Origin of the sequence: Hyphomicrobium sp. (genome assembly GCF_047600905.1) — a bacterium.
Taxonomy (GTDB): Bacteria; Pseudomonadota; Alphaproteobacteria; order Rhizobiales; family Hyphomicrobiaceae; genus Hyphomicrobium_B.
Window position 1 is genome coordinate 571,584 of sequence record NZ_JASGKD010000001.1, and the last position, 22,665, is coordinate 594,248.

A 22,665-nucleotide genomic window follows, 5' to 3' on the forward strand; every position below is an offset into this window, starting at 1 on the left:
AAGGCATGAACATCGAGATACCGGCTTCCGCCGCTCCGACGGCCAACCCCGCATTCGCCTACCGGCTTCTGAAACAGGACGGCAAGGCGCGTCTCGGTGAGATCGTGACGCCGCGCGGGATCATCCGCACGCCCGCTTTCATGCCGGTCGGCACGGTCGCGACCGTCAAGGCGCTCTATCCCGAACAGGTGCGCGACGCGGGCGCCGACATTCTGCTCGGCAATACCTATCATCTGATGCTGAGGCCCGGTGCAGAACGCATCGCAAAGCTCGGCGGCCTGCACAAGTTCATGCGTTGGGACAAGCCGATCCTGACGGACTCGGGCGGTTTTCAGGTGATGAGCCTCGGCAAGATCCGCAAGATCACGGAAGAGGGCGTCACGTTCCAGTCGCATCTCGACGGCTCGCGGCACATGCTGTCGCCGGAGCGCTCGATCGAGATTCAATGCCTGCTCGGTGCGGATATCCAGATGCAGTTCGACGAATGCATCGAGCTGCCGGCCGAGCGCAAGGAGGTCGAGCGGGCGATGGAATTGTCGTTGCGCTGGGCCGAACGGTCGAAACGGGCGTTCGAGATGCAACTTTCGTCAGGCGGTGCGCAGCCAGGGCAGGCGCTGTTCGCGATCGTGCAGGGCGGGACCGATATCGAGCTTCGCCATCGCTCGGCCGACGCGCTCGTGCAGATGGATTTTCCGGGTTACGCGGTCGGCGGCCTAGCGGTCGGCGAGGGGCACGAGGCGATGATCGCGACGCTCGGCGAGACCTTGCCGCATCTGCCGTCGGACAAGCCGCGCTATCTGATGGGCGTCGGCACGCCGCTCGACCTGATCGAGAGCGTGCGCCTCGGCGTCGATATGTTCGATTGCGTGATGCCGACACGGAACGGCAGGCACGGTTACGCTTTCACATGGAGCGGGCCGCTCAACATGCGGAACGCAAAGTATGCCGAGGACAGCGCGCCGCTCGATGTGGAGAGTTCGTGTCCGGCGGCGCGGGATTATTCGCGCGCCTATATCCATCATCTGATCAAGTCGGGCGAGTATCTCGGCGCGATGATCCTGTCGTGGGTCAACACCGTGTTCTATCAGGATCTGATGGCGGCGATGCGGGCGGCGATCGCCGAGGGCCGCTTCGACGATTGGGCCACGGAAACGAAGGCGCGAATTACTCCTTCTCCTCAATCGGCTCCATCGCCATGAGGCTTTCGCGGTGGGCGACGCGCTCGCGATGGATCAGATAGAGGCCGGACGCGACGATCACGAGCGAGCCGATGAAGCTCCAATGGTCCGGCCGGTCGCCGAACACGGCATAGCTTAGCGCGAGCATGCTGATCAGCTCGATGTAGATGAAGGGCGTGACGGTCGATACCGGTGCGATGCCATAGGCCTTGATGATGAGGAAATGGCCGCCGCCGCCGAGGGCGCCGAGCAGAAGCAGCAGCGCCCAGGCCTTGGGGTCGGAGAACCAAACCCACTCGGGAATTGCAAACGGGGCGGCGCCGACCGCGCCGATGAAGGCGCCGTAGCTCAGCGTGACAAGCGGTGCGTCGAAAACCGACAGCTTACGCGTGACGATCATCATCAGCGAGTAGGCGAGCATCGAGCCGAATGCGAATACGAACGCGGGGTCCAACGCGGTAAATCCCGGACGCACGACGACGAGGACGCCGATGAAGCCGACGATAATCGCAGAGATGCGGTGCCAGCCGACGTGCTCGCCAAGGAACGGCACAGCGAGAGCAGCGACGACGAGCGGCGTCAGGAAAGTGATCGACAGGGTCTGGTCGAGGCGCAGATATTTCACGGCGAGGAAATTCAGGATCGTGGTCGAGACGAGCAACGCCGAACGCACGAGTTGAAGTTTCAGGTTGTGCGTTATCAGAAGCTTCGGCATCGCCGCCGGTCCGACGACCACGGCGGTCCAGAAGATCTGGCCGAGAAACCGGATCCAGACGATTTGCGCGATCGGCGCGTTGAGCCGCGTTTCGAGATACTTCGCCGTCGTGTCGAGCGCCGCGAACAGCGTGACGGCGATGCACGTCAGGAGGATAGCCTTCAGGCGATCGGGCATTTCGCAACGCTTTCGCGAAGGGACATGAGGCTCGCCGCACGGGCGCGCAGCGAGCTTGGCCAATCGGCGTATCGGGTAATTGGTCGGCCGGCCGGTTCGTCGGAAGCGCCAGCCGGAAAGGATCTGCTTTGTTACTTCTTGAGGAGTGCGTCGCGCTCTTTCACCAGGGCGTCAAGTTTGGCTTGCTGGTCGGCGATGCGGTCGGCGTTGCGTTCCTCGTCCTCGGCGCCTGAATAGCCAGCGGCCTGTTCGACGAGCTGGCGAAGATTGTCGCGAAGGATGGCGATGCGCTGTTCGATCTCGGCGAGAGCTTCAGTGTCGGCCATAATCATTCCTATTCGTTTCGGGGCGCGCGCGCTCTCGAGCCGGAGGCGGCGCGTTCGGGCGTCATATAGCGCGCCAAAAGATCGGGGACCACCGGCGTTTGTAGCGGGGCTGCGACCATCGGTCAGAAGGGCAGACGGAATGAGGGTTGCGGGTTCCATGCCCCGTTTCTATAAGCACGCTTCGGCGCGCGGCGTGCCCAGTCCCTCGGATCGAGGCGGCGGCGGTCTGGGCCGGGATCGTGATTGGCGGCATGTCCGCCTAAGTCATTGATTTGGTGTGATAAGGGCCCGTAGCTCAGCGGTAGAGCATCTGACTTTTAATCAGAGGGTCGTTGGTTCGATCCCAACCGGGCTCACCACCAGATCAGTGTGTTGCGACAGGCATCAACGTTCCGTACGGCGCGGCCAATTCGAAATTCTCGAGCAGCGACGGGGTGCCAAAGCTGCGAAATTTTGGGTGAGCGCGCGTCCCCGCGTCGCCGCCATTATGGTTGTTGACGCAATTCGACAACTCGCGTGATCGAACATCCGTATAGGGACCGTCAGCAGCGCGTCCCTTTCCCTCGGACGCGAAGACTGGTTTGCATTCCCCCCATGCACCAGTTCTCAGGGCGTCGGTCATCACCCCCCCCCAAGAAAAGCCGACGCCCCCACTTTCCCTTAACTTGTGCAAGTCAACTGATTACCGCGAGCGCTACAGGGCGCTGGGCGGTTTCCCGACCTGGTAGCTGCGAGGTTGAGCAATTCCTTTGACAGCATCAGACGATTGGAAGATCGTTATGAAGCGCTGGACGGGGCCGGACGATGTCTGGAGTGTCCCATGCGTACAGGAACTTTTGCACCGACCTTGTTTGCTTTTGCGCTTTGCTCTTTCGTGAATTCAGCTTCCGTTGGTTCGGCGGACGCAGCGAACTTCGCGGCGCCAATGCTGAAGCACCAGAGCGCTGTGGTGAAAGTTCATCATCATCGCTACTGGTATCCCGGATACTACGCACCATACCCGGCCTATGGTCCATATTACTATGGGCCGCCAGCAGTCGTGTATGCGCCCCCACCGCCTGTCGTGTACTACCCCGGCCCTCGCTACTACCCCGGACCCGCCGTATATGCTCCATACAGCGACTTCGTGGTTGAACGTCCGTACGGTTCTTACTACGTGGGCTGGTAAAGCAGTTGAGGCTCCGCCTTCGCCCAGTCATACTGAAAGTCGTCTGGGGCCGTGGTTGAGCAAATGTGCGGAAGTTCACACAAGTGGCATCATGGCGAGACGTGCATGCGTTCTCGCAGCGTTTGGTCGTGACCTATAACGAAGTCATTTCCACGAATAGACGTGCCTGCAGCGATATGTGCCGACAAACGCGGATACAATTTAGGTGAACTGCAATGAATTCAGAATTCCTCGATCGGTGGGCTCCTTACGTTCTGAGCATTTTGCGGATTGTTGCCGCGATACTGTTCTTCGAACACGGACTGCAAAAACTTTTCGGCATCCCAGAACGCATGGGCGGCGCATCCGGGCCTGAGCTGTTCTCGCTGATGGGCGCGGCGGGCGTGCTGGAACTTGCCGGTGGCGCTCTGTTGGCTGTCGGGTTCTTCACTCGGCCGATCGCGTTTCTACTTTCAGGTGAAATGGCCTTCGCCTATTGGATGGCGCATGCTCCCAAGAGTTTCATTCCGCTGTTGAATGGAGGCGACGCGGCGATCCTTTATTGCTTCGTGTTCCTTTATCTTGTCTTCGCGGGGCCAGGGCCGTGGAGCATCGACGCAAAGACGCATCGCGATTGAGCGCGGCGAAGCGCGGCTGATCGAGGCAAGACGTCATCGTTATTTCGGGCGGCGTTGCGATTGGCGATGACGCGTCTGTGCACTGCTGCGCGGATTAGCGCGTTTGGGGCATTGCTTCCGTATCGGTTGGAGCTTTGGCGATCCAATCGGCGATGCGGGCGATGACGTCGTCGTCGGTGTAGTAGACGCCGTGGACGAGCTGGGCGTCGGTCTCGATCATGCGCTGCAGGAAGGAAATGTCGGAAGCGGTCAGCACCATCTTCGACAGGGTCTCCGTAAGGTCGCCGAAATTGCGCACGAACCAGTTCGAGCGATTGTTGAGCGCGCGCTCGGTGGCGTCGGAGTCCAGTTCCTCAAATCGCATGAACTCGGCGGGCACGCGTGTCGGCATCTGCTCCGGCGGCGGAATGCGATAGGCATAGCCTTCCAGGCCGAATGCCAATTGCTGGATGACGTTCCAGCCTCGTTCACGAACGATGTAGTTGGCTGCGAGGCTCGGAAGGGTGAAGAGCGAACGCAGGGTCCTCAAGACAGCGCGAACCGGCGAAAACAGTGCGGAGAAATAGGCGCCTCCGCCAATGGGCGCGAGAAGCGCCGCGAACAGATACATCAGCCCGATGAAAAAGATACTGGTTGTCAGCAGCGTGGAGGCGAGAGCGGATCGTGATGTCGCGACATAGGCCTGGAAGAGTTTCTGACCTTCGGGACTTTCGACCCAAGCGCGGAAAGAAGGATCGACGGGGCCCTGGGGGGTGGGGAATAAAATGGAATCGAAAGATTGGTTGACGCAAAGTTCGGGAGGCATTGGCGGCAAATTCGTTTTTTGCGGTGCGCAGAAGGCGGCCGCGCGAGAAGCGGCAAAGCGGGCAATCATTTCGTCCTTGTCGCCCAGCCGATGCAGAGTCGTGAATCCCATATAGGTGCTGCTGGCAAACAGCCATGTCGTGAGCGCGTAGATGATCGCGACCATGATTTTTCCGCGCCGGGGAAGCATTCCGAAGGTGGCTTTGCCGTGAAGTTTTTCGACGGTCTTGAGTCGCGAAATGAAGCGCTTGCGGCCGTCGTCGAGAAAACCGGTCCAGCCGCTTTTCGGCTTCAGAGGGTTGGCGGTCGCGTGGAGGTGGTGCAGGAGCTGCCAAGCTTCATCGAATTTGCTGGTGAGGACGAGAAAGAAGGGTGAGCGAACCTTGGTGGCTTCCCAGAAGCCGGGCCGACGCCGCGTGAAGAATGCCCGGTATATCGTCCATCCTGTAAGGGGCAGCAGGATAAGAGCGGAGACGTCGATGGGGAGCGCCATGACGTTGGCTGGCTCTCCGTTAGGCCGCGGCATGAAGACGAGATCTTTCCAAATGCCCTTGTCATTGTCGACGGCGCCAAAAAAGAGCAGAGCCCATACGGCCCAAACGAGGAACAGGGCGAAGATGGTGCGGCCGGCGCCGATGAGCGAACGGCGCCGTCTCTTGCGCTCGAAGGGTGAAAGTGTGTCGAGGAACGGTGTTCCTAACGTTGTGACGGTGCCGTTGATGCCGCCGGGATGACCTGTCTGGCGGTAAATCGTTGGAAGGGCGTCGGTGACGATATTGCCGCCGTGGCTGTGGGCGACGACATGACAGGTCCAGCCGGCGTGCTGCAGATCACTGACATATTGGGCAAAGTCGGTGGCGCTTTCGACGCGATCGGCCCACTGGTTTCTGCCGCTCCAGCTGAAAGGCCCCGCGGTGGGATCGGCGTGCGCCCAGCAGCGGGCCGATGATCCGCGCGCTTCGAGGGCGGCGTTCAGTTTGGTGCAGAACGTTTCACCGCGGTCGTACCATTGGGCAATGCCATCGCGCGGACCGGAAAACGTTCCGTGCACAAGAACGACCGTTTCTCGATCGGCCATGACCGCCCCGCACCCACACGATCCTCTGTATAGCGATCATAGTTTCGCGCGTCGATGACGAACCGCGGCGGCTGGTTCCCCGAAAGACCGATTTCAATTCGCCTTCAATAATTGAATGTTGCGAAAGAATTTTGAGAAATTAATCGAAATGCTCTGTCCGGTCATTCTTTTGTCCCAAATTCTGAATTACTGAAGCAATCGCGGGAATTCGAAAATGCTTCACGTCGGTGTTCCAATCACACCGCGTTCGAGCGCATCCGGGGCCCGCCATGCCATTGCGTACAAACTCGCAAACTCCCTTCCTTGATCTCGAATATGACGCCGAGCAGACGCTGTGGCGAAAGGCCGACAGCGATCGGGGCACTGAGCTGCTTCGGATCCTGAGCGGCGAATTCAAAAGCGCGCTGCGCGAGATGCATCGTCACGTCATGCTGCGTAACGTGCTGCGACGGTCGCAGAATCTCGCGCAGATTCAGCTTTTTGTCGGGTTCGGAGGCGGGTATTCGGAGATTCTTCCGATCGACGACATCCTGGCCGAAATCGTCAAGGAGGGGGCGGCGGGTGACGGCGATCTGCAAATTCTCTGTCGGTGGAGCGTCGATCGAAACGGAAAGCCGGTCTTTCCGCATCAGCCCGGCCGGACGATGGAAGCGCGGCGGACCATCAAACTGGAAGAGCTCAGGATGCAGTCGGAGAACCTGATCGCCTGGGCGGACGACTGTGCTGCCGAGGCCGATATGAAAGGCGGCACCTGGCTCAAACGGCGATCCGAAGATCCGGCATGGAGCCAGCAGCTGCTGAAAGCGTACCGCTGAGCGCGGACGCTTTGCGTCGCTGTGATCAGTTGCAGTTGATATTGTAAGCGGCGATGCCTGCCTGATTTTCCGGATCGTTCGGCTTGATCAGGTAGACCATCTCTTTGTCGCCGACGAATTTCATCTCGCCGGCATAGCCGCCATAGGAATTGGTGCCGTTGATATAGCCACAGACGGCGCGCGTTTTGCGGTCGATCGTTACTTCTCTGAAACGTGCGGATTCGGGATTTTTCAACATTCCCGCTGCGGTCTCCTTCACGGAAGCAATCCTGGCCTGTAACGCCAACTCTTGGAGGCGCGAGGCCTCGGCGATTGCGGCCTGGATTTTGAGACGGCTGTTTTCTTCGGCACGCCGCGCGATGTAGTTGGAGACGGGGAAATAGAGAGCGCCGATGATCAAGGGTGCCAGAAGAAGCAAAAGGATCATCCAGGTGTTGGAACCGGTGATCGCGGGCTTTGCGGCTGGGACTGCTTCTTCGCTGCCTTTCCAGCGGCGACGGCCAAATTCATTCGACATGTGCGAGAGACGATTTGAAAGTTAATCGGCTGATCGGATCGTATTGTTTCGCCCCAATAAAATATGAGGAACGGGGCATAGCTCTTTTGGCATAGGCCCTCTTAACGGGCGGCTAAAAGGTTCGATACAACCTGCCGACGGCAGCGGGCCGTGCATTGTCATCCGCTGCCATTTTTGGAAAAAGCTTGCCATCCGTTCGAGATTGAAACGCCAGGGGATTTGCCATGCCTTACGTTTCGAATGCCGATTTGCCGCCGTCGGTTCGCAACCATCTGCCGCCGCACGCGCAGGACATTTATCGGGCGGCTTTCAACAATGCTTACGACGAACACGAAGGCGATCCGCGCCAGGAGGAAGCCTCGCATCGGATTGCGTGGGCCGCAGTCAAGCGGTCTTACCGCAAAGAAGGCGACGCGTGGGTGCCGCGATAGCGAAGCACCCGGCAGCTAGCGTGTGAGGCAGAGGCCGGGGATTACCGCGCCGGTGAGATAGACGCTTGCAAACCCGGTGAGCGCGATGGCGGATCCGGTCGCCCATCGGAGCGATGGTCTGGCGTTGATCGTTCGCAGGAAGGTCAAGCCATTGGCGGCGGCGAAGACGGCGGGGACGGTGCCCACGCCAAAGCCCGCCATGAACAGAAAGCCGTTCAACGCTGAGCCGGTCAGCGAAGAGAAAAACACCGCGCCATAGAGCATCGGGCAGGCGTTGAGCCCCCAGGCGACGCCAAGCGCCAATGGTCCCACCGTCGGCCTTTTGCGAAGCGGCAGCGCCGCGGTTTCGAGGGCGCCGCCGACATAGGAAATACCACGGTCGAGAAACGCAAGACGCGGCATCGCGCCGGCGATGACAAGGCCCATCCAGATCAACGTGGCGGCCGCGGCCCATTGCATGATCTGAAAACTGATGCCGCCGTGGGCCGCCGCGAAGCTGCCACCGATCGCACCGGCGACCGCGCCCATCGTCGCGTAGGTCGCCACGCGGCCCGCCTGCATCAAGGCGAGCTGCCGGTTGCGCTGTCGCGGAGTCGATGGATCGAGCAGCAATAGAGCACCGCAGGCAATGCCGCCGCACATCGCGGCACAATGGAGTGCGCTCGCGAGCCCGAAACCCAACCCGGAGAGGGCAACAGAAAACGGCATGGCGCTCACCGCTCGCTCTTACGGTCCGGCGTTGGCGGATCACCGTCCTCGATCGCGCGCCAGCTTGCACCTTCCAGATCTTCGAATTGATTGTTTCTCAGCGCCCACAAGAAACCGGCGAGGCCCATGAGGCCGAGCGCCAGGGCGGCGGGAATGAGCCATGCGAGAGAGGTCATGCGTGTCTCCCGACCGGATGAAGCCGAAGCTTTTTCGTCCTGAGGCGGATGGCGTTCGCCGTCACCACGATCGACGAGGTCGACATCGCAATCGCGGCGACGAGCGGCGTGACGTGTCCCATCATCGCGAGCGGGACGAAAATAACATTATAGGCGATGGCAATGGAGAAATTCTGCAGCGCCATGCGGTGGGCCGCCTGCGCGACTTTTATGGCTTCGACCACTGATCCGAGACGATCGCCTTGGAAGACGGCATCGGCGGCGGCTTGGCTGATGTCGGCGGCGGAGGCGGGCGATATCGAGGCGTGACCGGCGGCGAGGGCCGGGGCATCGTTCAGGCCGTCGCCGACCATCAAGGTATGCAAGCCGCGCGCTTTCAACTCGCCGAGGTGGTGCAGTTTCTCGGAGGGGCGGAGCGCGGCATGCCAATGCGATATTCCGGCGGCGGCTGCAGCCTGCGCCACGGCTTTCGGCCGGTCTCCGGACAGCACCTCGATTTGAAAACCGGCGCGCACCAATTCATCGACTGTTGCGCGCGCGTCGGGGCGAAGTCGGTCGATGAAGCGGAAGCCTGTTATCTCGCCGTCGGGGGAGCGATACCAGAGAGAGCCATCGGTATGACGGTCCGGCGACACGCCGACCCATTGCGCCGATCCGAGCCGCTCTTCGCGTCCGTCGTGGGCAAAGGATAGTCCGGAGCCTGGAACTTCTTGCACGGCATCCAGCGCGTTGATCGGCAGCGTGCGATTGCGGGCGGCCCGAACGATGGCTTGCGCATAGGGATGGCGGCTTCCGGCCGCAAGCGAGGCGACGCGCGTCAGCAGGGCATCGGAAATCATCTCGTCGTCGGCAAGCTCGATGCGTTCGAGGGTCAGCGTGCCGGTTTTGTCGAAAACGATGCTGTCGAGTTCGGCCATGCGCTCGAGGCCGTCGGCGGATTTGACAATGACGCCGCGATCGAACAGGCGGCTGATGGCGGCAACCTGGACGGCGGGAACGGCGAGAGCGAGGGCGCACGGGCAGGTGATGATCAGCACCGAAATCGCGTGCGTGAGCGACAGTTCCCAGCCGCTGCCTGCGAGCATCCAGCCGATGAACGTCAGCAGTCCGGCGATATGGACGGCGGGCGCGTAGATCTGTGCCGCCCGATCCGCGAGGCGGACATAGCGGCCGCGGCTTTGCTCGGCGGCGATCATCAGCCGCCCGATCTCGGCGAGAAGCGTGTTTTCGTCGGATGAGGTGATGGCGACGTGCAGCACGCCGCCGCCATTGACGGTTCCGGCGCTGACGTGATCGCCGGGATTAACAGAGCGCGGCACGGTCTCGCCGGTGATCAGGCTTTCGTCGATGTCGCTCGTGCCGGAGACGACGGTGCCGTCGCCGGGAATGCGTTCGCCGGCGGTGACGACGACACGCATTCCGGGGGCAAGATCGCGGGCGGCAATCGCGCGGACGGAGCCGTCGGCGTTGACGACAGTCGCGGCGAGTGCGCGCAGGCTGAGAAGATTTTCGGCGGCGCCTTTGGCGCGAACGCGAACGTTTTCATCGAGCACGCGGCCGATGAGAAGAAAGAAGACAAGCGTGACAGCGGCGTCGAAATAGACCTGGTCGGAACCCCTGATGGTCTGGAAGACGCTCATGCCCGCCGCGAGCAGGATGCCGAGCGAAATCGGCACGTCCATGTTGAGGCGCCGGGCGGAAAGGGCTGCAATGGCGGACCGGAAAAACGGCTGCCCGGCGTACGCGATCGCGGGCAGTGCGATCAGCGCCGAAAGCCAATGGAAGAGATCGCGGATTGAGCCGTCCATGTCGGAGGCTTCGCCCGACCACACCGATACCGACAGCAGCATGATGTTAGCTGCGGCGAAGCCGGCGACGCCGAGGCGTGGAATAAGATCGCCGGCGCGGCTGCGCGAGGCGGCCGTTTCCGGGCCTTCGACGAGTTCGGCGGCGCAATAGCCGACGGCGCTCAGTGCGGCTACGAGTTCTTTGGGGCCGATGCCGTTATCGTTGGCGGTCTGGTCGAGGGTGACGGTGATCCGGCGGGCGGAGAGATTGGCGCGCGCGGCGACGACGCCTCGGACCTCGCACAAGGCGTTTTCCACGGTGCGAATGCAGCGCCCGCAGACGATGTCCGGCGCCGAAAGCGTGATCGTCGAAAGGTTCGTGCGATCGTTCAGGTCCGCTTCGCGTTCAAGCCTGGCGGAAGCATTCAGGGCTGCTTCCATAGGTGGACCTTCGAGCGGTAAAGGATTTCGCTTTTGGGATCGCTGGTGCGGGCGGCTTGCAACGAAATTTCCCAATTGCCTTCCGCGAGGCCGGCAACGGCAAGCGAATAGGTGCCTTGCCCGATGTCGGTCAAAGTGACGGCGCGGTCGGCGATGTCGGTTGCGGGACGGCCGAGCGTTCCAATAATTTTCAGGCCTTCGACGCCATTGCCCTGGCGATCGGTGAGGGTGAATTTAAAATTGCCGGATGAGCTGTCGAATTTCGTCGTTTCCGTCCAGCCCAACTCATCCTGGCGGCGTTCCTCGGCGATCCGATCGTTATAGTCGAGGCCTTCGCGGTAGGCATCGGGTGTATCGCCGGCGAAGGTCGAAAGGGCCTTGTAGATCATCAAACTATCGACGGCGGTGACGGCGATGAAAAATCCGACCATGCCAAACAGCACGTGCCATCCGTTGATGCCGCCGCGTGTGCCGACTGCTTGCTTCATGGCGATGGTCCGCTGAAGGTTGTGACGCGCGAGGCGGTTTTTTCGTTCTTGGTGTCGGTGACCGTGATGGTCAGTGGCATGGCATCGCTTTTCAATTCTTTTCGTGCCGACGGGGGCAAGGAAACGAATAGCTTCACGGCACGAACTTCTGCAGGCGCAACGACGATCGTCGGATCGGAGCCGTCGAATTCGACGAAACTTACCTTGGCTTCCGGCAGTCCCGAGACGGTGATCTTGAATTGCTCGGCGTTCTGCAGCTTGTTCGTTATTTTGACGGTATAGCCGTTGCGAAGGCCGCCGTCGCTCAACACGACGTAGAGGGGGTTGCGGTCCGGAAGGACGTTGACCTGCAACTCGGCTCGATTCATCAGCGACCACGTCATCAGGCCGCCGATCGCGGAAATGAGAATGCTGTAGAGAATGGTGCGCGGCCGTATGATGCGCCATCCCTCGCGCGGTCCCTTGGTGGCGCTCTCAAGATTGCGCACGGTCGTATAGGCGATCAATTCCCGCGGGCGACCGACCCGATCCATGATTTCGTTGCAGGCATCGATGCAGAGCGCGCACTGAATGCATGCGAGCTGGGCGCCGTCGCGGATGTCGATTCCCATCGGGCAGACGGTCACGCATGCCTTGCAATCGATGCAATCGCCGCGACCTTCCCAGCTTTGGTCGCGTTTGTGCGCGCCGCGCGGCTCGCCGCGAATGTCGCGGTACGAAATGAAGAGGGAGTCTTTGTCCAACATCGCGCCTTGGATGCGCGGCCATGGGCACATGTAGATACAGACCTGCTCGCGGGCGAGGCCGCCGAGCAGATAGGTCGTCATCGTGAAGATGCCGAGGAACGCATAAGCGACATAGGGCGCGGTTCCGGTGGCCAGTTCGCCCGCAAGCGTTGGGGCATCGCGGAAATAGAAGATCAACGCGCCGCCGGTGAGCACCGAGATCAGCAGCCACGACACGTGCGTGGCGAACTTTTTCCAGAGCTTTTCAAGCGACCAGGGCTGTTGATCGAGGCGCAGACGGGCATTGCGATCGCCTTGCCAGAAACGCTCGACCGCAATCATCAGATCGGTCCAAACGGTCTGCGGGCAGGCATAGCCGCACCACATGCGGCCGGCGACTGCGGTCACGAGAAACAACGCCAGCGCCGAGACGACCAGCGCGCCGGTGACGTAATAGAATTCCTGCGCCCAGATCTGGATCGGTCCGAGCAGCAAGCGCTGGTTGGCAAAATCGAGAAGAAACGCCTGATTGGGAAGGCCGGGCCCGCGGTCCCACCGCAGCCAGGGCAGGATGTAATAGATGCCGAGCGTGACGACGAGCACCGTCCACTTGACGTTGCGGAACGTGCCGTGCGCTTCCTTCGGATAGATCTTCTGGTGAGACACGTAGGTGGGCGGCGGCTTGCCCTCTCCCGATTGCGCGGGAGATGACTCGGTGATGAACTTGTTGTGGCCGCCCATCATGGTCATTTAGGTGCCTCGGACTTCTCGTCTTTATGGTCTTGCGGTTCTTTTTCTTGAGCCTTGCCGTCTTCGGCATTGCTCGGCTCGGGTTTGCCGCCGCCGAGCGAATGAACGTAGACAGCGACCATCTCGATCGAAACGGGATCGAGGCGGCCGGTCCAGGCCGGCATGACGCCGCCGCGTCCGGTTTCGATGCTGCGCATCACGGCTTGCTGGCTGCTGCCGTAAAGCCAGATGGCATCCGTCAAATTCGGTGCGCCGATGTCGGGATTGCCCTTGGCGTCGTCGCCGTGACACGCGGCGCAGTTGTCAGCGAAAATCTGCTTGCCGCGAGCCGCTGCGGCCGCGTCGACGTCGAGATGAGACAGCGAGCGGACGTAATTGGCAACATCCTTGATTTGCGCCGGCTCCAGGATCTTGTCGAGGCCGAAGCGCGGCATCGCAGTATCGTGCGTGTCGGGGTTTCCGGCGCGCGCACCGTAGGTGATCGTCTTCTGGATCTGCTCGAGATCGCCGCCCCAGAGCCAATCGTCATCGTTAAGGTTGGGATAGCCGACCGCGCCTTGCGCGCCACGGCCATGACATGGCGCGCAGTTGTCGCCGAAGACGGCGGCTCCGCCGTCACGGGCAAATTCAAAAAGCTCCGGGTTCTTCTTTATCTCAGCGATCGGCGTGGCGGCAATTTCGGCGCGATATTTTTCCTGCTCGGCGGTCGCGGCTGCGACGTCGCTTGTCGCTTCGGCGCGCTGGCTGTGGCCGATGACGCCTTGGGTATAGCCCGTGAGCATCGGCCATGCCGGATAGACGATCCAATACCCGAATGCCCACACGATGCAGGCGTAGAACGTATAGAGCCACCACTTCGGAAGCGGTTTGTTGAGCTCCATGATGTCGCCGTCCCAGACGTGTCCCGTCGTCTCGGCTCCGGTCGTTTTGTCGATATGCTTGTCGCCCATGAGCCTCACCGCTTCTCGGTATCGTCGTTCAGGCCGATCGCCGACTTGGCCACGTGATCGAACGCTTTCTTGTTGGAAGAGCGGAAGGCATAAATGAATGCCCCGATCATCAGGCCCATGAAGATTGCCATCGAGGCAAGCTGCGTAACGACTTGGATTTCGTCATAGGTCATCGCTGCACCTCACCGGAGATTGGGGCCGCTGGCGTCGAACTTTGTAAAGTCGACGAGCGTGCCGAGCATTTGCAGATAGGCGACCACTGCATCGAGTTCGGTGGGCTGCAGGTTGTCGCCCTGCTCGCCGTCGAATTTGCGGATCTGCGCTTTCGGATAGCGTTTCGACAGTGCCTTTGCCTCGGGCGAGTCGGGCCTGATTTGCGCCAAGACGTCCGTCTTTGCGTCGGTGATCATCTCGTTCGTGTAGGGAACGCCGATGTCCTGCATCGTTTTCATTTTTTCGGCGATGTTGCCGTAGTCGAGCGGCGTCTTCTCGAGGAACGGATAGCCGGGCATGATCGACGTCGGGACGACCGAGCGCGGATCACGCAGATGCTCGACATGCCAAGCGTCGGAATATTTGCCGCCGACGCGCGCCAGGTCGGGGCCGGTGCGCTTCGATCCCCATTGGAACGGATGGTCGTACATGCTCTCGGCAGCGAGCGAATAATGGCCGTAGCGCTCGATCTCGTCGCGCAGCGAACGGATCATCTGGCTGTGGCAATTGTAGCAGCCTTCGCGGACGTAGATATCGCGCCCGGCAAGCTCAAGCGGCGAATAGGGCCGCATGCCTTCGACTTTCTCGATCGTCGATTTCAGCCAGAACAGGGGTGCGATCTCGATGATGCCGCCGATGGAGACGACGATCAGCACGGCGATCAACAGGATGAGCGAGTTCTTTTCAAAGACTTCGTGTTTCATGGCCCGTCCTCTTATTCTGCCGGAGCGGCAAGAGCGCCGGGACGGAATTCAGGTGCTGCAGCGACGCCGGGCTGATCCTTCAGATCGACGGGCTGATCGCCTCTGATCGTACGCCAGACGTTGTAGGCCATGATGATGCCGCCGAGCAGGAACAGCACGCCGCCGGTGGCGCGGATGACGTATGGCCAATGAAGCGCCTCGACCGTTTCGATGAAGGAGTATTTGAGGAAGCCGAGGTGGTCGTAGGCGCGCCACATCAGGCCCTGCGTGATGCCGGCGACCCACATCGAGGTGATGTAGAGAACGATGCCGATGGTCGCGAGCCAGAAATGCCATTCGACGAGGCGCATGGAATAGAGCCCTTGCCGCTTCCACAGCCACGGCACCATGCAATAGATGGCGCCAAACGAGATCATGCCGACCCACCCGAGCGCGCCGGAATGAACGTGGCCGATGGTCCAGTCCGTATAATGCGACAGCGAGTTGACGGCCTTGATCGACATCAGCGGGCCTTCGAACGTCGACATGCCGTAGAACGCGACGGAGACGACGAGGAGACGGATAACGGGGTCGGTTCTGAGGCGGTCCCAGGCGCCCGACAGTGTCATCAGGCCATTGATCATTCCGCCCCATGACGGCATCCACAGCATGATCGAGAACGTCATGCCGAGCGTCTGGGCCCACTCGGGCAGCGCCGTATAATGAAGGTGATGCGGTCCGGCCCAGATATAGAGGAAGATCAGCGACCAGAAGTGCACGATCGACAGGCGGTAGGAATAGATCGGCCGCTCGGCGCGCTTGGGGATGAAGTAATACATGATGCCGAGGAAGCCCGCGGTCAGCAGGAAGCCGACAGCGTTATGTCCGTACCACCATTGCGTCATCGCGCCTTGGACGCCGGGGAAAAGCGGGTAGCTCTCGGTTCCCAGCCACGATACCGGCAGCGCAAGATTGTTGACGATGTGAAGCATCGCAATCGTCACGATGAAGGCGAGGTAAAACCAGTTCGCGACGTAGATGTGCGGCTCGTCGCGCCTGGCGAGCGTGCCCAGAAAAATCAAAAGATATGCGACCCAGACGATCGTCAGCCAAAGGTCGGCGTACCACTCGGGCTCGGCGTATTCCTTGCCTTGGGTTATTCCAAGAACATAGCCCGACGCTGCGATGACGATGAAAAGCTGATAGCCCCAGACGACGAACAACGGCACCCAACGGCCGGGAAGGCGGGCCCGGCAGGTTCGCTGCACGACGTAAAGCGAGGTTGCGATCAGGGCATTGCCGCCGAACGCGAAAATGACGGCCGAGGTGTGAACGGGCCGCAGGCGTCCGAAATTGGTCCAGGGCAGATCGAAGTTCAGCGCTGGGAAGGCCAACTGCCAAGCAATGATATCGCCGACGAGAAAACCGACGACACCCCAGAATACGCAAGCGATCGTGGCGACGCGGACGGGGGCATCGAAATAGCCTTCTGCCTTCTGCGCCTGCGGGTTGGTCGGATGCGAGAGAATATAGAAGAGGGAGGCGACACTGGCCGCGAGAAGGAACAGACCGTGCAGCCGCATGCCGCCGTCCGTGCCGGCGAAGGACAGGATCAGGCCGATGATGGCGAATAACAGCGCACTGCCCATCGCCAGCATATCATTCATGCCGGCCCATTCTGCGGACGTGTCTCGCACCGTTTCCTCCCCGAGGCTGCGTCATTGCGACGTCATTGTTGCTTCGGTCTGGATCGGTCGATTGCAAATGAGCGGCCTTGACCTTCATCAAAGAGGAGGCGCGAGTGACGCTGTTGCGCAGGCAGCGGGCCCATCCGGGGTGGCGTGAGGCCGGGCAGCGAGGCCGGGCGCGGCGGGGATCATTGCGAAAATCCTTGGTTCGCTAAGATCCGATCGGAAGCGGATATTCCCGGCGGCTCGGCTCGTTACCTGGGAGGAATATCTATATAAAAGCTCGTTGTTCAGAAATCCCAACGAGGTGAGGAAATGCCGACCTATAAAGGCGAATGCTTCTGCGGAACGGTCAAGCTCGAAGCGACGGGCGCGCCCGAAGCGAGCGGATATTGTCATTGTAACTCATGCCGTTCGTGGTCGGCATCGCCCGTCAATGCCTTTACGCTCTGGAAGCCTGAAGCGGTGCGCGTGACGGGCGGCGCCGAATTCATCGCGACATATCAAAAGACGCCAGTCAGCGAGCGGAAGTACTGCACGAAGTGCGGCGGCCACGTCATGACGAACCATCCGCCGCTTGGAATGGTTGACGTCTTTTCGGCGATGCTGCCGACGTTGCCGTTCCAGCCGACCGTGCACGTCAACTATGCCGAGACCGTGCTGCCGATGAAGGACGGCCTGCCGAAGCTCAAGGATTTTCCGGCGGAGTTCGGCGGCTCGGGCGAATTTGTTCCGGAGTAACTCGAGAAATTCCGGGATGCGGTCAGGCGGCGCGCATGAAACAAAGCCGGGGCTTCCTGCGTTCTATCCGACATCGATGCGGTGGGCCTCGTCCCGCCAAGGAGGATAGAATGAGAAAATACATCGGCCTCGCGGCCGCAGTTGCCGCTGCTCTGCCGCTCGCGACATTTGCGACGACCGCGGATGCACGACATTTCCGGGGTGGGCATGCCTGGCATGGCCATCATTATAGCCATGGGTACGGGCACGGCTGGCACCGTGGTCGCGGGTATTGGCATAACGGGCGCTGGATCGCGCTCGGCGTGGGCGCCGCAATTGTTGGCGCTGCCGCTGCCAATAGCTATCGCGATTGCTATTGGCGTAACGGCTATCGCTATTGCGACTAACGAACTAGCGGCGCTCAGCCCAGAGTTATACCAAGTCCCGGTCTTAGCGGACCGGGGCTTTTTTGCGCGAACGCGCGGGGACCATGCCACTTTTTGCACAACAGCCTGTGCATTACTCGTTTTGTGTGGACTTCGTTCTCGCTTGGGATTGGCCCATCAGAATCACTCGTGTTGACTGAATTTCGGTAGCGAGGGGTTGCGTCATGTTCAGCACAACAGTTCCGAAGTTGGCTGCTTCTGCCTTTGTCGTTCTTGCATCGGCGAGCGGGGTGGCAGGCATCGCGAAGACGACATCGGTCTCAGGCGATGCGCAAGGCATATCCATCGGTCTCGATGACAATTCGTTGCTGGTTGCGACCTTAGCCAACGGCGAGGTCGAGACGCATTGGATGACGCGCGCGGGCTGCGAGCGTGTGGCGTCGGCGGTCGGGGCGGGACAAACGGTTTCCGGTGTGCGTGCCGACGGCGTCCGGATATCGATTACCGAAGCCAATTGCAGCACGCGGCGCGTCCAGATCATCAATCCGGACCGGACCTTGCTGAGTTCGGCGCAGGCGAGAAACTAAAGCCAACCCACATTCATCGAAGGCTGCGGTCAGGCGCTCAGGTGCGTTGCAATGCGGCCGGGCGAGATTTGCTTGGGGCAAAGGCTGCGCCATAGTCGACCGCCGCGAGCCGCCGATATTCCGAGGCTGTCAGCGGTCCGCCGCGCGCCGCCGCTTCCGTGCATGATAAGCATTCGGCGGCCGGGCCGGACGCGCGAGCGATGACTGCAACCCGGGCCGATGGCGGTGCGGAGATCGGCAACTGAATTCGCTTGTCGATGCGGACGATCCATAGTGCCAGCGATCTGGCGCCAGCCCCTTTCACGAAGATCGGTCCGGTGACGCGCGAGGCGGCGCTCGCCGACGTTTTCCCTGCGTTGGCGATCGCTCTGCGCAGCCGATCATGGCAATCGGAATCGCGGGCGGCGAGTTCGTCCTCGAGGCAGAGAAGGGCGCAGCCGTCGAGTATCCGTTCGCCCGCTGCGTTGGCGTGCAGAATTTTACCGGCGGCGTCGGTGAGTATGATGCCGACTTCGCTGCCGTCGAAGCTTGCTGCACTGCCGTTGCGCGCAAGGGGCACCGCTCCGAGGAGTTTCGACGTCGTCGCGGCGGTATGGAAGTAGGGCGACAGAGCGGACAGCTTGGCAGTGTCCTCGGGCAGGAACATGCCGGTGTCGGCGGATCGCATGATCATAACGGCCGAGAATGTGTCGGCGGATTTCATCAGCGGGATTACTGCCATATCCTTCAGTCCTTGGGGCTGCAACGTGCGCCGGTACCAGAAAGAGTTGGACAGCTCGGACTCGTTGAAAAGCGATCCGGTCGTGAAGGTCTTGTCGATGCCGAGCAACCAGATCGCGGGAACGGTCGGACTGTAAGGTGCCGTCTCGACGAGAGCCCGCTCGAACTTGGAGTTGATGTTCCAGCTTGCTTCGATGCGAGCGACGTCTTCACCCGGAGTTTGAGCGATGATTGCGGCAGCGCATCCCTTGATCAGGTTTGCGGTGCCGCGAAGGACCGACTTCCAGCGGCCGGGGTCGACGGCGCAATCGCAAAGATCGGCGATCAAATTGAACGGGGCACAACGCGCAGCGTGGTCGACCTCTGCCAATGACGCCTCTCCGCACACAACATAACTTTATAAAATCATCGGTTAGGTGAGCTATTTCTCGGCGGTCGGCAAGCCCGTCAGCATCATCCGTTTGGGGTAGGCGAGCGAAAGCTTGTCGTACCGTTGCGGCGAAACTGCGGATTTGATCCGTATGCATCCCTCTTTGGATTAGGGGCTGCCGAGATTTTAATCGGTGTTCAGATCATTCCACTGCGCCGATCCAGCCTGCGTCAGGCGGCGTCGCGGCCGGCTTCATCTCCGGCGTGCAGGATTTTGCGAATGACGTCAGCCGGTTCGGGGCGGTTGAAGAGGAAGCCCTGTACTAAAGTGCAACCGTATTCCTTGACGGTATTGAGCTGCTCGATCGTTTCGACGCCTTCGGCCGTAGTGCGCATTCCGAGGGTGCGGGCAAGATCGACGATGGTTGCCAGAATGGCGCGCGCTTCCATCGAAACGGCAAGGTCCCGCACGAACGAGCGATCTATCTTGATCTTCTGGAACGGCACCTTCGTCAGCGAACTCAAAGACGAATAGCCGGTGCCGAAATCATCCATTGCGATCTCGACGCCGAGTTCGCAGATCTGGTTGAGCGTATTGGTCGCCAGCTGGATGTCCTTCATGATCATCAACTCGGTGACTTCGATCGTCAGACGGTGGCTCGGCAGTCCGGATTCGGCGAGAGCCGCCTTGACGGTATCGACGAAGCTTTCCGTCTCGAGTTCGATGGCGCTGATGTTGACGGAAACGCTAGTGTGCTCGGGCCATGACATGGCTTCCAGGCAGGCCGCGCGGATGACTTTGGCGCCAAGATCGGCGATCATGCCGATCTCCTCGGCGATCGGGATGAAGTCGGCGGGTGATGCAAGTCCGAGGCGCGGGTGCCGCCAGCGCAGCAGGGCTTCAGCGCCGACCGGCGTCATGGTCTTCAGGCTGAAGATCGGCTGGTAGTGCAGTTCGAAATCGTTGTTGTTGATGGCTTCACGCACTTCGGATTCGAGCAGATTGCGGGCCTTGACCTTGGCATCGAGCTCGCGCTCGAAAAGCCGGAAGGTTCCGCGCTGATCCTCCTTGGCGGCGTAGAGCGCAAGGTCGGCGAGGCGGAAAAGCTCGTTTGGATCGCAGCTGTCGTCGGGCGCCATGGCGATGCCGATGCTGCCGCCGCAGACGACATCCTTCTGGCCGATGCGGATCGGTTCGTTGAGGATGCCGATGAGGCGCTGGGCGAGCTCGGCTGCGTTCGAGGGGTGATCGAGGTCGATGATCAGCACGGCGAACTCGTCGCCGCCGAGGCGGGCGACGGTATCGGTTTCGCGCAGCGACGACCTCAGCCGGTCGGCGACGATCTGCAAGAGTTCGTCTCCGGCGGCGTGGCCGAGGGTGTCGTTGACGACCTTGAAGTCGTCGAGATCGAGCAGCAGGAGGGCCATGCGGTCGCCGCGTTTGGCGCGCGCCATCGCAAGCTGCATTCGCTCGGCCAGCAGATGCCGGTTTGGCAGCGACGTCAGCGCGTCGTGACGCGCCATGTAGGCGGCCTTGCGATCGGCCTTGCGCCGCTCGGTGACGTCGATGGCGGCGATCAGCAACGCGTTCTGGCCCTCATGCACCAGCGGGCGAACGTAGACTTCGACTTCGATCGAGCGGCCGTCGCGGCGATAATGTTTGAAGAGCTGCGCTTCCTCGGTCGGCAGCAGCCGGTTCGTGCTGCTGTCGAACGGCAGAATGAGTTCGCCGGTTTGAATGTCGCGCAGCGAAAGACGCGAGAAATCCTTGCGCGAGTAGCCGTAGTGAGAGACGGCTGCGGTGTTGACGGCGAGGATGTTCAGACGTTCGCGGCCGACGACGAACATCGGCAGCGGGTTGTTCTCGAACAGCAGCCGGATCGAGGCCTCGCGCTGCTTCATCTCGGTGATGTCGATGCGCAAACTGATCAAGCCGCCTTCGCTGGTGCGGCACTCTTCGATCAGGTAACAGCGGCCGTTGTCGAGAAGCTGCTCGTGGGGAGCGGCGGGGGTGCGCAAGGTCTTGATGCGTTCGGCGAGCCAGGCTTCCTCTCTGCCGAATGCTTCGGGATACATCTGCCGCTCTAGGCCGATGCGAACGGCGTCTTCGAGGCTGCCGCCGACGTAGATGGTGTCGAGGGCGCGGTGGTAGATCTGAGCGTAGCGCTTGTTCCAGGCGACGTAGCGATTGTCGGCGTCGAGAATGACGATGCCTTCGGGGAGGATCTCGATGGCTTCCTTCAGGCGGCTATGGGCCTTTTCGAGTTCGGCCTTCTGTTCCGACATCGCCTGTTCTTGGGCTTTGAGATGTTCGTTCAACTCATCGCGCAACGCGATTTCGGATGACAGCCGCTCCTGCAGGCGGCCCTGGGAGTCCGTCGTTTCGGCCAGCAGCATGACGATGAGAAAGACGGTCAGAAACCGCAGCTGCATCAGCTGGATATCGGTCAGCCACGATATGGCGGAGGACTCGAAATCGGTGTGAAATCCGGCGGCGGTGAAAGTCAGGAAGATGGCCGACATCATCAACGTGGCGGCCGAGGTTGCGTTCGGTCCAAGCCTGCATGCGATCAGGACGAGGATCGGCAGGACGATGAAGCCGAGCGGCGTCTGCGGGACGCTGACCACGAGCGTCATCGCCAGCGTGAGCGCTGCAAACAGTGCGTAGGTTTCCCACGGGGCTGCGGAAGCCGCGTGAAACCGTCGTTCCTGGCGCAGCCGGACGAGCGCCGGCGTGACCGTCAGCAGTCCGAGCAGATCGGCGAACAGCCAGGAGGAAAATACGCGCCAGGTGACAGATTCCAAGGTCAGCGCCGCGACCACGGCAGCAGCGATGGAGGCAATGGCGCAGCCCACGACGGCGGCGATCAGGAACGACGTCACAAAGTGGAGGCTGCGAAATTCGAACGGCTGCAGTTCCCGCATCTTGAGAATGCGGAAGGCGATGTAGACTTCAAGGCCGTTCGTGAGGGCGAAGCCGACGTTGGCCAGCGGCACGCGATGGGCGAACACGTTCGCAATGACATTGGCGATGAACGCGAGCGCGAAGATCTGATGACGTCGCCACGGGCGGTTGGCCAACATGACCGCGGCCAGCAAAATGCCGTTCGCAGGCCAGATCGTTGCGATGCCGTCGGCATCCTGGGTGAATGCGCCGCAGACATAGGCGGTCAATCCGAAAGCCGCAGCGACGAAGATGGCGTTGGTCAGGCCTTCCGTGTCTTCAGCGTACACAGTGCGCGGTCGAGCGAGATTGCGGACCCTCGTAACTGCCATGACTTACGCTTTCGTCCCCGATCGGGCGGCGGCCCGACTACTCCCGTTTCAGCCTTCAATTCCGGGACGTGCGAGACCGGGAATTGCTAAGAAAATCAGCTACCTTTCGGATTTCCATCGGACCAAGCTGAAGCGTTTTCATTAATTTTGGGTCAAAAGTCGGGGGCGGAAA

Annotated in this window: 22 protein-coding genes and 1 tRNA gene; 8 read left to right on the plus strand and 15 right to left on the minus strand. The window is 61.0% G+C overall.

Going from position 1 to position 22,665, the window contains the following annotated elements; genetic code table 11:
- Positions 1–5: 5 nt before the first annotated feature.
- Complete coding sequence (tgt, locus tag QM780_RS02925; protein WP_415068985.1) at positions 6–1,199, plus strand: tRNA guanosine(34) transglycosylase Tgt; 1,194 nt, start codon at positions 6–8, stop codon at positions 1,197–1,199.
- On the opposite strand, the gene QM780_RS02930 is transcribed toward tgt, so the two are convergent.
- Complete coding sequence (locus QM780_RS02930; protein ID WP_415068986.1) at positions 1,165–2,070, minus strand: DMT family transporter; 906 nt, start codon at positions 2,068–2,070, stop codon at positions 1,165–1,167. The two genes, tgt and QM780_RS02930, sit on opposite strands and share 35 nt — an antisense overlap.
- Positions 2,071–2,201: 131 nt before the next feature.
- Entirely contained in the window at positions 2,202–2,396 is a 195-nt protein-coding gene (locus QM780_RS02935; protein ID WP_415068987.1) for a hypothetical protein, read from the minus strand.
- A 284-nt stretch (positions 2,397–2,680) separates the two neighbouring features.
- Between QM780_RS02935 and QM780_RS02940 the strand changes: the two genes are divergently transcribed.
- Together QM780_RS02940 and QM780_RS02945 are read left to right on the plus strand one after the other, a co-directional pair.
- Positions 2,681–2,755 (plus strand) — tRNA-Lys (locus QM780_RS02940).
- 1,024 nt (positions 2,756–3,779) lie between these two features.
- Positions 3,780–4,181: a DoxX family protein gene (locus tag QM780_RS02945; protein ID WP_415068988.1), complete on the plus strand. Its 402-nt coding sequence runs from the start codon at positions 3,780–3,782 to the stop codon at positions 4,179–4,181.
- A gap of 94 nt (positions 4,182–4,275) precedes the next feature.
- Here QM780_RS02945 and QM780_RS02950 read toward each other — a convergent pair whose 3' ends face one another.
- The gene (locus QM780_RS02950; protein ID WP_415068989.1) at positions 4,276–6,063 is read right to left on the minus strand and encodes an esterase/lipase family protein; all 1,788 of its coding nucleotides are present in this window, start codon (positions 6,061–6,063) and stop codon (positions 4,276–4,278) included.
- Positions 6,064–6,332: 269 nt separating this feature from the next.
- Here QM780_RS02950 and QM780_RS02955 point away from each other — a divergent pair, with 269 nt between their 5' ends.
- Entirely contained in the window at positions 6,333–6,878 is a 546-nt protein-coding gene (locus QM780_RS02955; protein ID WP_415068990.1) for a hypothetical protein, read from the plus strand.
- A gap of 25 nt (positions 6,879–6,903) precedes the next feature.
- On the opposite strand, the gene QM780_RS02960 is transcribed toward QM780_RS02955, so the two are convergent.
- Positions 6,904–7,395, minus strand: a complete 492-nt coding sequence (locus tag QM780_RS02960) for a hypothetical protein (RefSeq protein WP_415068991.1) — start codon at positions 7,393–7,395, stop codon at positions 6,904–6,906.
- Positions 7,396–7,619: 224 nt separating this feature from the next.
- Here QM780_RS02960 and QM780_RS02965 point away from each other — a divergent pair, with 224 nt between their 5' ends.
- Positions 7,620–7,826 (plus strand): ChaB family protein, encoded by a 207-nt coding sequence (locus QM780_RS02965; protein WP_415068992.1) that lies wholly within the window; start codon positions 7,620–7,622, stop codon positions 7,824–7,826.
- 15 nt (positions 7,827–7,841) lie between these two features.
- On the opposite strand, the gene QM780_RS02970 is transcribed toward QM780_RS02965, so the two are convergent.
- The 9 genes from QM780_RS02970 to ccoN are packed head-to-tail and all read right to left on the minus strand — an operon-like array spanning position 7,842 to position 16,414.
- The gene (locus QM780_RS02970) at positions 7,842–8,534 is read right to left on the minus strand and encodes a sulfite exporter TauE/SafE family protein (protein ID WP_415068993.1); all 693 of its coding nucleotides are present in this window, start codon (positions 8,532–8,534) and stop codon (positions 7,842–7,844) included.
- Positions 8,535–8,539: 5 nt separating this feature from the next.
- The gene (gene ccoS, locus QM780_RS02975; RefSeq protein ID WP_415068994.1) at positions 8,540–8,710 is read right to left on the minus strand and encodes a cbb3-type cytochrome oxidase assembly protein CcoS; all 171 of its coding nucleotides are present in this window, start codon (positions 8,708–8,710) and stop codon (positions 8,540–8,542) included.
- Positions 8,707–10,938: a heavy metal translocating P-type ATPase gene (locus tag QM780_RS02980; protein WP_415068995.1), complete on the minus strand. Its 2,232-nt coding sequence runs from the start codon at positions 10,936–10,938 to the stop codon at positions 8,707–8,709. The genes ccoS and QM780_RS02980 overlap by 4 nt, the downstream gene beginning before the upstream one ends.
- Positions 10,923–11,426 (minus strand): FixH family protein, encoded by a 504-nt coding sequence (locus tag QM780_RS02985; RefSeq protein WP_415068996.1) that lies wholly within the window; start codon positions 11,424–11,426, stop codon positions 10,923–10,925. The genes QM780_RS02980 and QM780_RS02985 overlap by 16 nt, the downstream gene beginning before the upstream one ends.
- The gene (ccoG, locus tag QM780_RS02990) at positions 11,423–12,901 is read right to left on the minus strand and encodes a cytochrome c oxidase accessory protein CcoG (RefSeq protein ID WP_415068997.1); all 1,479 of its coding nucleotides are present in this window, start codon (positions 12,899–12,901) and stop codon (positions 11,423–11,425) included. The genes QM780_RS02985 and ccoG overlap by 4 nt, the downstream gene beginning before the upstream one ends.
- Positions 12,898–13,851: a cytochrome-c oxidase, cbb3-type subunit III gene (gene ccoP / locus QM780_RS02995; protein WP_415068998.1), complete on the minus strand. Its 954-nt coding sequence runs from the start codon at positions 13,849–13,851 to the stop codon at positions 12,898–12,900. The genes ccoG and ccoP overlap by 4 nt, the downstream gene beginning before the upstream one ends.
- A 5-nt stretch (positions 13,852–13,856) precedes the next feature.
- On the minus strand, positions 13,857–14,024 hold the full coding sequence (locus tag QM780_RS03000; protein WP_415068999.1) for a cbb3-type cytochrome c oxidase subunit 3: 168 nt from the start codon (positions 14,022–14,024) through the stop codon (positions 13,857–13,859).
- Between the two features lie 9 nt (positions 14,025–14,033).
- Positions 14,034–14,768, minus strand: coding sequence for a cytochrome-c oxidase, cbb3-type subunit II (ccoO, locus tag QM780_RS03005; RefSeq protein WP_415069000.1), 735 nt, complete (start codon positions 14,766–14,768; stop codon positions 14,034–14,036).
- Positions 14,769–14,779: 11 nt separating this feature from the next.
- The gene (gene ccoN, locus QM780_RS03010; protein ID WP_415069001.1) at positions 14,780–16,414 is read right to left on the minus strand and encodes a cytochrome-c oxidase, cbb3-type subunit I; all 1,635 of its coding nucleotides are present in this window, start codon (positions 16,412–16,414) and stop codon (positions 14,780–14,782) included.
- Between the two features lie 336 nt (positions 16,415–16,750).
- Here ccoN and QM780_RS03015 point away from each other — a divergent pair, with 336 nt between their 5' ends.
- The 3 genes from QM780_RS03015 to QM780_RS03025 all read left to right on the plus strand — a co-directional run bounded on the left by QM780_RS03015 (position 16,751) and on the right by QM780_RS03025 (position 18,128).
- A complete protein-coding gene (locus QM780_RS03015; RefSeq protein ID WP_415069002.1) occupies positions 16,751–17,176 on the plus strand; it encodes a GFA family protein in 426 nt (141 codons plus the stop codon).
- A 110-nt stretch (positions 17,177–17,286) separates the two neighbouring features.
- Positions 17,287–17,562, plus strand: a complete 276-nt coding sequence (locus tag QM780_RS03020; RefSeq protein ID WP_415069003.1) for a hypothetical protein — start codon at positions 17,287–17,289, stop codon at positions 17,560–17,562.
- Between the two features lie 203 nt (positions 17,563–17,765).
- Positions 17,766–18,128 carry a hypothetical protein gene (locus QM780_RS03025; RefSeq protein ID WP_415069004.1) on the plus strand — a complete coding sequence of 121 codons (363 nt, stop codon included), beginning with the start codon at positions 17,766–17,768 and terminating at the stop codon, positions 18,126–18,128.
- Positions 18,129–18,165: 37 nt separating this feature from the next.
- On the opposite strand, the gene QM780_RS03030 is transcribed toward QM780_RS03025, so the two are convergent.
- Both QM780_RS03030 and QM780_RS03035 read right to left on the minus strand, forming a co-directional pair.
- Positions 18,166–19,218: a hypothetical protein gene (locus tag QM780_RS03030; RefSeq protein ID WP_415069005.1), complete on the minus strand. Its 1,053-nt coding sequence runs from the start codon at positions 19,216–19,218 to the stop codon at positions 18,166–18,168.
- A 230-nt stretch (positions 19,219–19,448) separates the two neighbouring features.
- Positions 19,449–22,493 carry an EAL domain-containing protein gene (locus QM780_RS03035; protein WP_415069006.1) on the minus strand — a complete coding sequence of 1,015 codons (3,045 nt, stop codon included), beginning with the start codon at positions 22,491–22,493 and terminating at the stop codon, positions 19,449–19,451.
- Positions 22,494–22,665: the final 172 nt, after the last annotated feature.

Coding starts and splice junctions, on each gene's coding strand:
- QM780_RS03035 (WP_415069006.1), bottom strand. CDS start 22,493: ATGGCAGTTACGAGGGTCCGCAATCTCGCTCGACCGCGCACTGTGTAC.
- QM780_RS03020 (WP_415069003.1), top strand. CDS start 17,287: ATGAGAAAATACATCGGCCTCGCGGCCGCAGTTGCCGCTGCTCTGCCG.
- QM780_RS02950 (WP_415068989.1), bottom strand. CDS start 6,063: ATGGCCGATCGAGAAACGGTCGTTCTTGTGCACGGAACGTTTTCCGGT.
- ccoO (WP_415069000.1), bottom strand. CDS start 14,768: ATGAAACACGAAGTCTTTGAAAAGAACTCGCTCATCCTGTTGATCGCC.
- ccoG (WP_415068997.1), bottom strand. CDS start 12,901: ATGACCATGATGGGCGGCCACAACAAGTTCATCACCGAGTCATCTCCC.
- QM780_RS02970 (WP_415068993.1), bottom strand. CDS start 8,534: ATGCCGTTTTCTGTTGCCCTCTCCGGGTTGGGTTTCGGGCTCGCGAGC.
- QM780_RS02980 (WP_415068995.1), bottom strand. CDS start 10,938: ATGGAAGCAGCCCTGAATGCTTCCGCCAGGCTTGAACGCGAAGCGGAC.
- QM780_RS03025 (WP_415069004.1), top strand. CDS start 17,766: ATGTTCAGCACAACAGTTCCGAAGTTGGCTGCTTCTGCCTTTGTCGTT.
- QM780_RS02935 (WP_415068987.1), bottom strand. CDS start 2,396: ATGGCCGACACTGAAGCTCTCGCCGAGATCGAACAGCGCATCGCCATC.
- QM780_RS02960 (WP_415068991.1), bottom strand. CDS start 7,395: ATGTCGAATGAATTTGGCCGTCGCCGCTGGAAAGGCAGCGAAGAAGCA.
- QM780_RS03015 (WP_415069002.1), top strand. CDS start 16,751: ATGCCGACCTATAAAGGCGAATGCTTCTGCGGAACGGTCAAGCTCGAA.
- QM780_RS02965 (WP_415068992.1), top strand. CDS start 7,620: ATGCCTTACGTTTCGAATGCCGATTTGCCGCCGTCGGTTCGCAACCAT.
- ccoP (WP_415068998.1), bottom strand. CDS start 13,851: ATGGGCGACAAGCATATCGACAAAACGACCGGAGCCGAGACGACGGGA.
- ccoN (WP_415069001.1), bottom strand. CDS start 16,414: ATGAATGATATGCTGGCGATGGGCAGTGCGCTGTTATTCGCCATCATC.
- ccoS (WP_415068994.1), bottom strand. CDS start 8,710: ATGACCTCTCTCGCATGGCTCATTCCCGCCGCCCTGGCGCTCGGCCTC.
- QM780_RS02945 (WP_415068988.1), top strand. CDS start 3,780: ATGAATTCAGAATTCCTCGATCGGTGGGCTCCTTACGTTCTGAGCATT.
- QM780_RS02930 (WP_415068986.1), bottom strand. CDS start 2,070: ATGCCCGATCGCCTGAAGGCTATCCTCCTGACGTGCATCGCCGTCACG.
- tgt (WP_415068985.1), top strand. CDS start 6: ATGAACATCGAGATACCGGCTTCCGCCGCTCCGACGGCCAACCCCGCA.
- QM780_RS03000 (WP_415068999.1), bottom strand. CDS start 14,024: ATGACCTATGACGAAATCCAAGTCGTTACGCAGCTTGCCTCGATGGCA.
- QM780_RS02985 (WP_415068996.1), bottom strand. CDS start 11,426: ATGAAGCAAGCAGTCGGCACACGCGGCGGCATCAACGGATGGCACGTG.
- QM780_RS02955 (WP_415068990.1), top strand. CDS start 6,333: ATGCCATTGCGTACAAACTCGCAAACTCCCTTCCTTGATCTCGAATAT.